The organism is Chryseobacterium oncorhynchi, from assembly GCF_002899895.1.
Taxonomy (GTDB): Bacteria; Bacteroidota; Bacteroidia; order Flavobacteriales; family Weeksellaceae; genus Chryseobacterium; species Chryseobacterium oncorhynchi.
Map to the genome: position 1 here is coordinate 1 of NZ_PPEI02000006.1, position 12,097 is coordinate 12,097.

General features: G+C 35.3%; 11 protein-coding genes and 1 rRNA gene. 7 read left to right on the forward strand and 5 right to left on the reverse strand.

From position 1 onward, the window contains the following. Nucleotides 1-78 (forward strand): 5S ribosomal RNA (gene rrf, locus C1638_RS22860); the annotation flags it as partial. Between the two features lie 455 nt (nucleotides 79-533). Here the strand turns inward: rrf and C1638_RS22440 are convergent. Then, nucleotides 534-698, reverse strand: coding sequence for a bacteriocin-like protein (locus tag C1638_RS22440; protein WP_165826558.1), 165 nt, complete (start codon nucleotides 696-698; stop codon nucleotides 534-536). A gap of 241 nt (nucleotides 699-939) precedes the next feature. Continuing rightward, on the reverse strand, nucleotides 940-1,890 hold the full coding sequence (locus tag C1638_RS17860) for an isopenicillin N synthase family dioxygenase (protein ID WP_109623286.1): 951 nt from the start codon (nucleotides 1,888-1,890) through the stop codon (nucleotides 940-942). Nucleotides 1,891-1,974: 84 nt separating this feature from the next. On the opposite strand from C1638_RS17860, the gene menD reads away from it, so the two are divergent. Both menD and C1638_RS17870 read left to right on the forward strand, forming a co-directional pair. Next, nucleotides 1,975-3,651, forward strand: a complete 1,677-nt coding sequence (gene menD / locus C1638_RS17865) for a 2-succinyl-5-enolpyruvyl-6-hydroxy-3-cyclohexene-1-carboxylic-acid synthase (RefSeq protein ID WP_109623288.1) — start codon at nucleotides 1,975-1,977, stop codon at nucleotides 3,649-3,651. A gap of 36 nt (nucleotides 3,652-3,687) precedes the next feature. After that, complete coding sequence (locus C1638_RS17870) at nucleotides 3,688-5,337, forward strand: GLUG motif-containing protein (protein WP_109623290.1); 1,650 nt, start codon at nucleotides 3,688-3,690, stop codon at nucleotides 5,335-5,337. 4 nt (nucleotides 5,338-5,341) lie between these two features. Here C1638_RS17870 and C1638_RS17875 read toward each other — a convergent pair whose 3' ends face one another. Next, nucleotides 5,342-5,968, reverse strand: a complete 627-nt coding sequence (locus tag C1638_RS17875; RefSeq protein ID WP_109623292.1) for an aminotransferase class IV — start codon at nucleotides 5,966-5,968, stop codon at nucleotides 5,342-5,344. Then, on the reverse strand, nucleotides 5,952-6,929 hold the full coding sequence (locus tag C1638_RS17880; protein WP_109623293.1) for an aminodeoxychorismate synthase component I: 978 nt from the start codon (nucleotides 6,927-6,929) through the stop codon (nucleotides 5,952-5,954). Before C1638_RS17880 ends, C1638_RS17875 begins: the two co-directional genes overlap by 17 nt. A gap of 47 nt (nucleotides 6,930-6,976) precedes the next feature. Here C1638_RS17880 and C1638_RS17885 point away from each other — a divergent pair, with 47 nt between their 5' ends. From C1638_RS17885 to C1638_RS17900, 4 genes are all read left to right on the forward strand, one after another. Then, complete coding sequence (locus tag C1638_RS17885) at nucleotides 6,977-7,699, forward strand: hypothetical protein (protein WP_228428209.1); 723 nt, start codon at nucleotides 6,977-6,979, stop codon at nucleotides 7,697-7,699. Between the two features lie 72 nt (nucleotides 7,700-7,771). Further along, the gene (locus C1638_RS17890; protein WP_109623297.1) at nucleotides 7,772-8,503 is read left to right on the forward strand and encodes a beta-carotene 15,15'-monooxygenase; all 732 of its coding nucleotides are present in this window, start codon (nucleotides 7,772-7,774) and stop codon (nucleotides 8,501-8,503) included. Between the two features lie 18 nt (nucleotides 8,504-8,521). Beyond that, nucleotides 8,522-9,580 (forward strand): AI-2E family transporter, encoded by a 1,059-nt coding sequence (locus tag C1638_RS17895; RefSeq protein ID WP_109623299.1) that lies wholly within the window; start codon nucleotides 8,522-8,524, stop codon nucleotides 9,578-9,580. A 36-nt stretch (nucleotides 9,581-9,616) separates the two neighbouring features. Beyond that, nucleotides 9,617-9,844, forward strand: coding sequence for a DUF3820 family protein (locus C1638_RS17900; protein WP_109623520.1), 228 nt, complete (start codon nucleotides 9,617-9,619; stop codon nucleotides 9,842-9,844). A 78-nt stretch (nucleotides 9,845-9,922) separates the two neighbouring features. Here the strand turns inward: C1638_RS17900 and uvrB are convergent, their stop codons facing one another. Continuing rightward, on the reverse strand, nucleotides 9,923-11,914 hold the full coding sequence (uvrB, locus tag C1638_RS17905) for an excinuclease ABC subunit UvrB (protein ID WP_109623301.1): 1,992 nt from the start codon (nucleotides 11,912-11,914) through the stop codon (nucleotides 9,923-9,925). Between the last annotated feature and the right edge of the window lie 183 nt (nucleotides 11,915-12,097).

Consider the following 12,097-nt stretch of genomic DNA (forward strand, 5'->3'; position numbering starts at 1 on the left):
TTCCCATTCCGAACACAGAAGTTAAGCCCACCAGCGCCGATGGTACTGCTAACGCGGGAGAGTAGGCCGCCGCCAGTTTTTATTTTATTTTTAAAATCCTTTATCATTACGATAAAGGATTTTTTTTGTTATATACTTTGAGAGATATATATCTGGAATAGACTTAGATGCATCTCTAAACCCATACTACCCATTCCCAAACAAATCCAGTAAACACAAAACAACATACAACCCATCACTTATCACTTATTATATTGAAATGCTGTTCATTGAAGCCATATTAAGGTTATAATAAGGATAAAATGATGTAGATTTTGCCTCTTACTGATTACTTTAAAATATTAATGAATATAAGCCATTTTAAAGCTCTATATTAGAGTAGATAAAGTAAATGATTAATATTTAGAATTAGGACAATTTAAAAGGCTCTATAAGGATATTGGAATTTGGAAATTATTATGAGTAAGTTGGCATTTACTAAAAAACCACTCGGAAATGAGTGGTTGTCTTCTTAGGTAGTAATTAGTTCTATTTTATATATCGTTGTTCATATCCGGACATTTGAAGTCATTACTACAAGTTGCACAAACTACAGTCCCATTGCAATAATACATACAGAATTCTGGTTCAGGAAGTTTAATTCCTGCTCCTGTAATACCTTTTAATTGATCTTTTCTTAGTTTTTTTAGATTTTTCATATTGATTTAATTAAAAATTTGATAGTAAAGTAAAATTAATCAAAATATTTTTAATTAAACTCAATCATTTGTTAGAATTAATGAAAATAAGAAATTTACATAAAGGATAGAAGTAATATTCCTTTATATCTTATTCGAAGAATCTTTATAGATAGAATGAAGAGTAAAAAAAATAGTCAATAATTAATATCATACTGTTGCCAGTGCGATGATCAATTATTGACTACTATGAATTAGTTTATTATTTCTTAATTAAGCCCAGCTCAATAAGTCTTTCATGTAAGAATTCTCCTGCGGTTGTGTCTTCATACAATTTTGGGTTGTTTTCGTCTACACAATTGTCAAGAGCATTTAAAGACATTGCACTGATTGGGTGCATAAAGAAAGGAATTGAATACCTTGAAGTGGTCCACATCTCTCTTGGCGGGTTTACCACTCTGTGAATAGTAGATTTCAATTTGTTGTTGGTATGTCTTGAAAGCATATCTCCAACATTGATCATCAATTCATCCGGTTCTGCAATTGCATCAATCCATTCCCCGTTGTGGTTCTGGACCTGAAGACCCTTACCTTGTGCTCCCATTAAAAGGGTAATAAGGTTGATGTCTCCATGAGCAGCAGCTCTTACAGCATCATCCGGTTCTTCAGTGATTGGTGGATAGTGAATAGGTCTTAGAATTGAGTTTCCTTCAGCGATCTTATCGTCAAAATAGAACTCATTTAATCCAAGGTGCAAAGCTAATGCTCTTAGAACATATTGTCCTGTTTTTTCAAGCATTTGGAAAGCCTCTTTACCTACCTCGTTGAACTTTGGAAGTTCGTCAACGATTACATTGTCTGGGTACTCAGCTTTGTATTTTGAATCATCAGACACATACTGTCCAAAGTGCCAAAATTCTTTTAGGTCTCCTTTTTTAAAACCTTTTGCAGTCTCTTTACCAAATCCTACATAACCTCTTTGTCCACCAATTCCTGGAATCTCATACTTCTTTTTCGTTTCCACTGGTTGTTCAAAAAAGTTTTTTACCTCTCCATACAAATCATCTACAAGGTTGTCATCAAGAAAGTGGCCTTTTAAGGCTACAAAACCAATTTCTTCATAAGCTTTTCCGATTTCATTTACAAATTTCTGTTTGCGTTCCGGGTTGTCCGAAAGGAAATCACGCAGGTCTACACTAGGTATTTTATCCATTTTTAGAAATTTACGAATAGCAAAATTACATTTTTTTTAATTTAAATGATTTTAAAATCATTATTTATAAGTTAAATTTGCTGTATGAAAAAATATTCTTCCAAGAGAAGTATCCAAATACTTGCACATCTTCTTCAGCAGTATGGAATTGCAGACATTGTAATTTCACCGGGATCAAGGAATGCTCCTTTGGCGATTCACTTTTCAGAAGTGGATAGTTTTAACTGTTATAGCATTGTGGATGAAAGAAGTGCTGCTTTCGTTGCAATAGGAATGGCAAAAAGTGAAAAAAAACCGGTAGCAATTACATGTACAAGCGGATCAGCGGTAGTTAATTACTATCCTGCTGTTACAGAAGCATTTTACCAGAATATTCCACTTTTAGTGCTTACAGCAGACAGGCCAACGGATTTTGTCGATATTTTTGATGGTCAGACGATCAGGCAGAAGGATGTTTTTCATCAGCACTCTTATGGGGATTTTCAGCTTTTGGAAGATAGTAAGGAGAATGCAGAAGATATTAATTTTGATACGATTAAAAAGGCTATCGAGCTTTGCTTTGAAAAGCAGGGACCGGTACATATCAATATACCACTGGAAGAACCCTTGTATGAATTGGTTTCAGAGCTTCCTTCCTTCCCTACCGTTGAAAAAACGATCAGACATAAAGATTATGAGGTTCCATCCAATTTGATTGCAGAATGGCATACCTCCCAGAGAATTATGATATTGGTGGGAACCAGAGATTATAGTCCTGAATTGGAAAATCAATTGACGCAATTGGTGAAAAACCATTCAGTGGTTGTACTAAGTGAAGCAAACTCCAATCTTTATCACGAAAAGTTTTTCAGACATATAGACCGTTATATTTTCAATTTTACAGAAGAGGATTATAAAACATATGCTCCGGACCTGTTGATTACAGTTGGGCAGAATGTGGTTTCCAAAAAGGTTAAACAGTTTCTTAGAAGTGCCCGACCAAAGCAACACTGGCATTTGGACGAAATTTGGCAACCTGATACTTATTTTTCATTAACAGAGAAAGTAGAAGTAAAACCTGAAGTTTTCTTCTCCAAATTATTGAAATTTATTAATCTGGAGCCTAGACCTTATTTTAACCTTTGGGATGTACTAAGAGATAAAAAAGATGCTAAACATCAGCAGTTTTTAAATACTGTTGAGTTTTCAGATTTTTATTTTTTCAATAAAGCATCACAGACGGTTCCTGAAAATTATAATATTCATTTTGCCAACTCTTCTGCTATCAGATATGCACAGTTGTTTGATTTTGGTAAAAGAAAAATGTATTGTAACCGTGGAACGAGTGGAATTGACGGTTCCACATCTACAGCAATGGGCTTTGCAATCAAAAATGCAAATCCTACTTTACTGATTACGGGTGACCTAAGCTTCTTTTATGATATCAATGGTCTTTGGAACCAATATATTCCTCCATTTGTGAGGATTATCATCTTTAATAATGGAGAAGGTAATATCTTTAAAATCATTCCGGGGCCAGGAAATGCAAATCCCAATACACTAGATGAGTTTATCGCTACAAAGCACCGCAAAAATGCTGAACACTTGGCAAAACATTTCGGGTTTTCTTACATTAGAGTAGAAGATGATTTAACTTTAGACAGAGTACTGGAGAATTTTTTCAAGCCAGATGCACTACCAAAAATTTTGGAAGTCAATACATACGGAAAGAATAGTGCAGATGTGCAGAAAGCTTACTTTAACTTTATGAAAGAGAATTAATGTTTATCTTTGGGCTTTTATTTTTTAAAGCTAACCATGAATAAATTTTATTTTCTTTTATTAAGCATAGTAAGTACATTATGCCTTGCTCAAAATTACTCAGGCGGTTCAGGTACTGCAATTGATCCCTACAAAATTTCCACTCTTGAAGACTTAAAATATTTAAGTGAACATTCATCGGAATTGGGTAAAAACTTTATACAGACATTAGATATAGATGCTTCTGCCACCGCAACATGGGATTTTAACAGAGGATTCTATACTATTGGAGGATCGAATTCATTTTATGGAACTTATGACGGAGGGGGCTATAAAATTATTGGCATGGTGGTTAATAGATCTTCAAATATGTATGGAGGGATGTTTGCCTCATTGTCATCTTCCGGAACTCTTAAAAACATAAATTTAGTAGGAGGTTCTTTTTATGCAGATATGTATGTTGGTAGTTTGGCAGGAGAAACTCTTGGTAAGGTTATCAATTGTAGCTCATCAGCAAATGTAAAGGCAAGTAAATATGGAGGAGGGCTTATTGCAGTTATTAAAGGTGGTATTAGTAATTGTCATGCAACCGGAAAAGTTGAGGCAGGATCTACTGCTGGTGGTTTAGCCGCATCAGCTGGAGGTGGGGTTATTTCAAATTGCTATGCAACCGGTAATGTATCAGGTAGCGGTGCAGGAGGACTGTTGGGAGGATCCTCAAGTAACGTAATCAATTGTTATGCAACGGGAAATGTGTCAGGTAGCGGTTCAGTAGGAGGTCTCATTGGGAGTGCATCAAAGTTGGTTTCAGATTCTTATGCAACTGGAAATGTTTTTGGAGATCATGCAGGAGGTTTAATTGGGTGGATGTTTGATGATGTTACAAAATGTTATGCTACAGGAAATGTTAAGGGATTTGCGCTAGGAGGAGGATCCGTAGGTGGATTGGTTGGAATTATAGGCCACGGATTTGGTTCCGGCTCTTTTTCAAGTATTAGTCTTTCTTATTCGACTGGGACAGTCTCTGGAAATGGAGTTAAAGGAGGAATATTAGGACAATCAAACACCAGACAGATCATTAGTATTTCTAACAGTTATTCGAGAAGTAATATGCCAGAGGGAGGATCTGGACTTGTAGGTTCTTTTGGGCAAAGTGGATCGTCTATAACAAGAAGTTATGCGACCGGGCAATTAGGAGGGAATACTACTAATGGAGGTTTGCTGGGCTCAGGAATGGGAACAATATATGATAGAGCATATTGGGATTATGAAACTACTGGATCACAGATTGCAGATGCTTCAGGCTGGACATCAACAGATGGAGCCAGAGCAACCCAGGCTATGAAAATTCAAAGCACATTTGTTAACTGGGATTTTGCCAGTATATGGAGTATAGATCCACTAATTAATGACGGCTATCCCTATTTGAAATCAAATTCAGGTACTTTATCTACAAATGAAAAAGTTATTAATTCTGTTGCTGAAGTGAAAATATATCCAATACCTGCTAATAATCATGTTTATATATCATCAGAAGCTTCTGTTTTAAAGTATACTGTTTCTGATATGCAGGGAAGATTAATGAATGAAGGATTTCCAAATTCAAAAAAGTTTGATGTAGATATTAGTTATCTAAATAAAGGGGTGTATTTTATAAATCTTGTATATTCAAATGGAAATGATTCCAAAAAGATTATCAGAAATTAAGTTGTTATAAATCTAAATATTCTTCATTCCCCGGCAGATTAATAATTCTGTCAATAGGATAAATAAACATATCATCAAAATCATTTAAGGCGTTGATGAGTTGAAAGTGGCTGAATTGCTTTATATTCTGTAAGGTAATTTCAGCCTCTTTTATTTTTTTCTGTTTTAAAAGTTGCTGCCTTTGCACTCCATTTAAAAGATAAGTAGTAGGAGTAAACCATTCCTTGCCTTTTAAGAATAAAAGATTGGAAAATGAAGTATCAGTAATATGATTGTTTTTTACAATGATAATTTCCTCAGCCTTAGACTTCATTTTCATTTTATCCAGCTCCTTACGGTCTTCAAACTTGAAAGAATAATCGAAGCTGTTATTTTCTACCAGCTGAAAATCGTGTATTTCCGGGATAGCATAGGGAATCATTTGAGTTCTTATCCTTTTATCCAGATCATAGGAAACTCTTAACTTAAAAAGTCCGTCTTCATCATGTTGTAGATTTTTGTAGATTTTGGATAGGTCAATAGAGTCTTCTTTTCCAAAATTGGAAAATGTTTGATTGACACGTTTCTGATGGAGTTCTAATAGAAAAATCTCCTGATCTTCTACCTTAATGCTTTCAATGAATTGGGACATAGATTTTATTTTTCATTTCCTGATATTCGTCTTCTAATTTACTCATGTGCGTTATACCGCCTCCGCTTTTGAAATAAAGCTTATCGCCCTCTTTTTCTATAAAGCGTATCATTACACAGCTGTCTACGTTTTTACCATCAAACCAGCCACAAACTCCTGTATAGTATCCTCTGTCATATCCTTCTGCATCCAAAATTATTTCCAGTGTTTTGGGTTTTGGAGCACCCAAAATAGAACCGGCAGGAAGAAGCTTTCGCATAATACTTCCTATTTTTCCATCAAATTCAGGTTTTACAACTCCTGAAATTTCAGAACTCATCGCATAAAGATCCTTTTGCCTCGTTTTGATGAAGTCAATTTGTTGAAATTGTTCAACATGTACGTCATCTGCTACCATGCTCAAATCATTGCGAAGGAGATCTACAACGGTATAATGCTCTGCTTTTTCTTTTTTGTCATTCTTCAAAATCTCAGCTGCATTTTCCAGCGAGGCATCAATGGTACCTTTCATAGGATAGGTTAAGATTTTGTTGTCTATAATCTTCACAAAAGTTTCAGGAGAAAAAAATACAAAAAAATCTTTATAAAAAACTTTATACTTGGCATCTGAGTGATAAAAAATTTCTTTAAGGTCCAAATTGGTCTCAATTTCAGTTTTCCGGGTATAATTTACAAGATATGAATTTCCCAGACGAATATTTTTTTGAACCTTATCAAAGCCTGTTTTGAAGCTTTCTAAGGTCTCCGGAAAGGATTTCCATACTATTTTTTTATTTAATTCAGGTACGTTTTTTATGGTTGAAAAGTTCTGAAAATCAATGACTAAACCTGATTTTTCAATTTCGTTTTCCGGATAGACTTCTACATTTTCTGAAAGGAAATCGATAACGAAAAAATAGGGAACTTTCTTAAGAGAAAGCTCGTCCATTTCTATAAATTTTTGATGATTCATTGAAAACATTCAGCAAAAATAATTATTGATGTTTACTTTTGCATAAAATTTTTATGATGCAGAGCAAATATCCTCAGAAACCGGGAATAGATTTTATACTGAAGCAGGCTTTTTATTATTGGAATAAGACATTAGTTTTCCAGTTAATGTTTTCAATAATCTTTTTTGGAATATTTCTTACTTCCCTGTATTTCTTCGGAGTCAAATATGAAATATGGGAACAAAATCAAGTTTTAACAGAAGCGCTTAACGAAGGCACGAAAGCCTATATGGAAAAAATATCCCAATTAAGTGCGACAGAGAATTATCAAATGTTTACACTGGCGATCTGGGGAACTACAGCATTTTTGTATCCATTAAATCTTGGATTGTTTCAAATATTCAGAAAAATTGATCTTCAGGAAAAGATTGTACTGGGAGATCTGTTTGTAGGATATAACGGATTAAACTTTTTTAAGTATCTGGGGTATTACCTTTTCTGGTTTATGATTTACAGACTGACGGTTCCGACTGTATTATTGGCTGTGATTTGGGTGGCGATGACTGTATTTGTAGCACCATTGATGTTTTTTACCGATAAAAGAATATTCGAGGCCATTTCTTTAAATTTTAAGGCACTTAAGATGTACTTTATAGAAATAATGGTATGTGTATTTGTAGCTGTCCTGTTTAAGTATTTGGGCTTTACCCTGTTTTTAGTAGGTGGATTATTTACATTTCCTTTCTGGAATGCTATGATCTATTCATTATATAAAACTGTTTTTTCGGAGAAAAAGTAAATTTCAACGATGTTTAATGTGTTGTTTTATCAAAAAAAGTTAAATTTGGTAAAATCATAAAATATTTAAACTATGTCTGAATTTAACGAATTTGATCAGCAAGGCTCTGTCCCAAACAGGGAAACGGGGTCAATTATTTCTCACGCTTTCGAAATGTATAAAGGGGTTTTGGGCTACGCTGTGGTTGCCATGATCGTTTATATGTTGGGTGGATATATAATCCAGCTTATCTTCGGAATTGACTCTGCTTCAATGGTGGAAGAAATGAGAGAGTCTGGGGGGAATTTTAATTACTGGAGTACTCCGGGACTTCCATTGTATATGGGAGCTTCCAGTCTTTTCGGCCTTTTATTGTCTCCTTTATATGTCGGTTTGATCTACATAGTAAATAAATACAATACTAAGAGCCCTATTGAGTTTTCTGACCTTTTTATTGGATACCGTCAGAATTTTGTAAATATTCTTATTTATAGCTTACTTACATGGCTTATTTCTTCTGTTGCCCTGGCATTGTGTGTGCTGCCTATTATTTTCGTGTATCCTCTTCTATTAATTGGATATCCTATTCTTTTATTTGAAAATGCTTCAGCTATAGATGCCTTATCGAAGTCTTTTAATATTGCAAAAGAAAATTATGGAACTTTTCTGGCAACAGGTCTTTTAGGAGTATTAATTTCAGTTGCGGGAATCATTCTTTGTGGAATCGGGCTTATTTTAACGGCACCGTTTATTATGATTGTTATGTATTCCACGTATTGTGCGTACCTTGGAAAGCCAAGACAAATAATGTTTAAGCAGTCATAAAATATAAAACCATTTACGATGAATAAAGATAATCAGATAAGCAGTGTTGCTATAAAGCAAGTCGCCCTACTGGCCATTATTTTGATATTGGCAGGATTGATCTGCTTTAATCTGGCCTTATTTATTCCATCGGTTTTGGGAGCTATTACCATTTATGTTGTTTGCAGAAAGTATAACTTTTATCTTCAGGAAGAAAAAAAATGGAAATCTTCTCTTGCAGCATTTGCTTTAATGTTTGCCAGTCTTATTGTTCTTATTTTACCGATTTATTTTATTGCGGATCTTATCATTGATAAATTAGGAAATGCACAAGCCTATATGGCTAAGTTTAATGTGTTTTTAGATAAGATACATTCCTATATTTATTCCAAGACGGGGTTTGATATTCTGAGTAAGGAAAATATGAACAAACTGAAAGATTCTGTAGGGAAGTTTTCAACTTCAGCAGTTAGTGGAACTTTCAATACCCTTACTGTGGTGATGTCTATGTATTTTATTCTTTACTTTATGCTGGATAAACCAAGGCTATTTGAAAGAATTCTTACGACTTCCGCGCCACTAAAGAGATCTAATATTTCATTAATAGGCGATAAGATGAGGAAACTGATTATGGCCAATGCTATTGGGATTCCTGTTGTTGCGGTTGGACAGGGGATTGTAGCGCTTATCGGATATCTTATTTTCGGAGCACCCGGAGCGATTTTACTTTTTGCTTTAACGGCTGCCGCATCGGTTATTCCTGTGGTGGGGACGGCAATTATTTATGTTCCGGTATGTATCTTTATGATTGCAGAGGGAAATACTGTACAAGGAGTAGGGCTAGCAATTTATTGCGTCGTAGTTGTAGGACTTACGGATAATCTGCTTCGTTTTACTCTTCTGAAGAAACTGGAGAACATCCATCCACTCAATACTGTATTCGGAATTATTATGGGGATGAATCTATTTGGCTTTATGGGGCTTATTTTCGGGCCTATTCTGATCTCGCTTACCCTTCTTTTGATACAGGTGTATAGGAATGAATTTTCGGATAAAGACGTTCATCCTGATCTGGAATTACCCAATGAGGAAATATAGAGAACAAATTAATTTAATTATATAAACGTGGAGGGAATAAATCCGGAAATATTAAAGGAAATATGTGTTTTTAAAATGCCATTTGGAAAATATGAAGGTACGATCTTGGTAGATCTGCCAATTAGCTACCTTGAATGGTTTCACCGAAATGGAATGCCTAAAGGAAAGTTGGGAATGCAGCTGGCAACCGTTTACGAGATCAAATTAAATGGTTTGATGGATCTGCTGGCTCCAATTAGGGCATCAGTAAGAAATGGTTTGTAAAAAATAAAACAGATAATTTTTAAGAGATATAGTTATGGCGGCTTCGAAGAAGCCGCCATAACTAATTTATAAGATCAATCAAGCTTTCAAAGCTGCAATTTCATCCCTTAACTTCGCTGCCTTTATAAAGTCAAGATTTTTAGCCGCTGCTTCCATTTCTTTTTGTTTCTGCTCAATCATTTTTTCAATATCTTCACCTGCATAAGTAGCTTTGGCTTCTGCTACCTTTTGCATGATTTCTTTTTGGGTGTATTTTTCATCAGGGAAGTCTTTGCTTCTTCCCACAAGGTTTTCGGATATCTTTTTATTCAAGGCCTTTGGCTGTTGACCATGATCCTCATTATATTGCATCTGTTTGGCACGTCTATATTCCGTTTCATCCAGTGTTGCCTGCATAGATTTGGTTATCTTGTCTGCATACATGATAGCTTTTCCGTTAATATTTCTTGCCGCACGTCCTACTGTCTGAATCATTGATCTTCGGCTTCTCAACATTCCCTCCTTATCTGCATCCAAAATAGCTACTAATGAAACTTCTGGTAGATCTAATCCTTCTCTTAATAAATTTACCCCAATCAATACATCAAAAAGTCCTAAACGTAAATCCTGCATAATCTGGATACGTTCCAGAGTTTCTACATCAGAGTGAATATATCTTGTTCTGATTCCAAATTTTACGAAGTATTTGGTAAGTTCTTCAGCCATTTTCTTGGTTAAAGTAGTCACTAAAACCCTTTCATCAGCATCAGATCTTTTTTGAATTTCTTCCATTAAATCATCAATCTGGTTCAACGATGGTCTTACTTCAATGATGGGATCCAATAATCCTGTAGGACGAATAATCTGCTCAATATAAGCTCCACCGGTTTTCTCCAGTTCATAATCAGCAGGGGTAGCAGAAACATAGATGACTTGGTTTTGTATCCCTTCAAACTCTTCAAATTTTAAAGGCCTGTTATCCATCGCTGCGGGAAGCCTGAAGCCATACTCTACCAACGCTTCCTTTCTGCTGCGGTCTCCACCATACATGGCGTGGACCTGAGGTACCGTTACGTGGCTTTCATCAATCACCATTAAGAAGTCTTTTGGGAAATAATCAATAAGACAGAAAGGTCTTGTCCCCGGAAGGCGACCGTCAAGATATCTGGAGTAATTTTCAATTCCTGAACAATATCCCAGCTCTTTAATCATCTCAAGGTCCAGTTCTGTTCTTTCCTGAAGCCTTTTGGCTTCCAGAGGTTTTCCGATAGAACTGAAGAAATCAACCTGCTTTAGCATATCGTCCTGAATATGTTTAACAGCTCCATTTAAGGTGTCTTTTGATGTTACAAAAAGATTTGCAGGGTAAATTTGTATCTGATCAAAACTGGAATCTACATTTCCTGTTACGGGATCAAAGCTTTGGATTTTTTCAATCTCATCTCCAAAGAACTGAACTCTGATAGCATTGTCTGCGTAAGCGGGGAAAATATCAATTACGTCTCCTTTCACACGGAATGTTCCTCTTTGGAATTCATTTAAGGTTCTTGCATATAAAGCATTAACCAAAGAATGAAGAAGTGCTGTTCTTGTTACTTTGTCACCAATGGCAATGGAAATTAAGGACTTATGAAATTCCGTTGGGTTTCCAATACCATAAATACAGGAAACAGAAGCAACAATCAACACATCTCTTCTTCCTGAAAGAAGGCTGGCTGTTGCAGAAAGGCGCAGCTTTTCAACCTCTTCGTTGATGCTTAGGTCCTTTTCAATATAGGTTCCGGTTGTTGCAATATAGGCTTCCGGCTGATAGTAATCATAGTAGCTGACAAAATATTCTACAGCATTTTCAGGAAAGAATTCTTTAAACTCCATGAAAAGCTGTGCCGCCAAAGTTTTATTATGAGCTAAAACGAGGGTGGGGCGTTGAACATTTTGAACAACATTCGCTACAGTAAAGGTTTTTCCGGATCCTGTTACCCCAAGAAGAGTCTGGTACTTTTCACCAATCTCTATTCCTTCAGTAAGTTTTTCGATGGCAAGAGGTTGATCCCCTGTAGGTTTATATTCTGATTGAAGCTTAAAATCCATAAGAAAAGAATGTATACAACAAAAATACGAAAGAAATAATTAGGGTACATCAACTTTGTTTCTTTCCAGAATCAGATAATGTAATCTCTTTCATGCTACAATATTGTAATTTGCTCTATGCATGTGGAATAGAAATTTAATTACACTAATTTTATGGCATTATTTTTCCATTCACTTTATATA

Coding starts and splice junctions, on each gene's coding strand:
- C1638_RS22440 (WP_165826558.1), bottom strand. CDS start 698: ATGAAAAATCTAAAAAAACTAAGAAAAGATCAATTAAAAGGTATTACA.
- C1638_RS17860 (WP_109623286.1), bottom strand. CDS start 1,890: ATGGATAAAATACCTAGTGTAGACCTGCGTGATTTCCTTTCGGACAAC.
- menD (WP_109623288.1), top strand. CDS start 1,975: ATGAAAAAATATTCTTCCAAGAGAAGTATCCAAATACTTGCACATCTT.
- C1638_RS17870 (WP_109623290.1), top strand. CDS start 3,688: ATGAATAAATTTTATTTTCTTTTATTAAGCATAGTAAGTACATTATGC.
- C1638_RS17875 (WP_109623292.1), bottom strand. CDS start 5,968: ATGTCCCAATTCATTGAAAGCATTAAGGTAGAAGATCAGGAGATTTTT.
- C1638_RS17880 (WP_109623293.1), bottom strand. CDS start 6,929: ATGTTTTCAATGAATCATCAAAAATTTATAGAAATGGACGAGCTTTCT.
- C1638_RS17885 (WP_228428209.1), top strand. CDS start 6,977: ATGCAGAGCAAATATCCTCAGAAACCGGGAATAGATTTTATACTGAAG.
- C1638_RS17890 (WP_109623297.1), top strand. CDS start 7,772: ATGTCTGAATTTAACGAATTTGATCAGCAAGGCTCTGTCCCAAACAGG.
- C1638_RS17895 (WP_109623299.1), top strand. CDS start 8,522: ATGAATAAAGATAATCAGATAAGCAGTGTTGCTATAAAGCAAGTCGCC.
- uvrB (WP_109623301.1), bottom strand. CDS start 11,914: ATGGATTTTAAGCTTCAATCAGAATATAAACCTACAGGGGATCAACCT.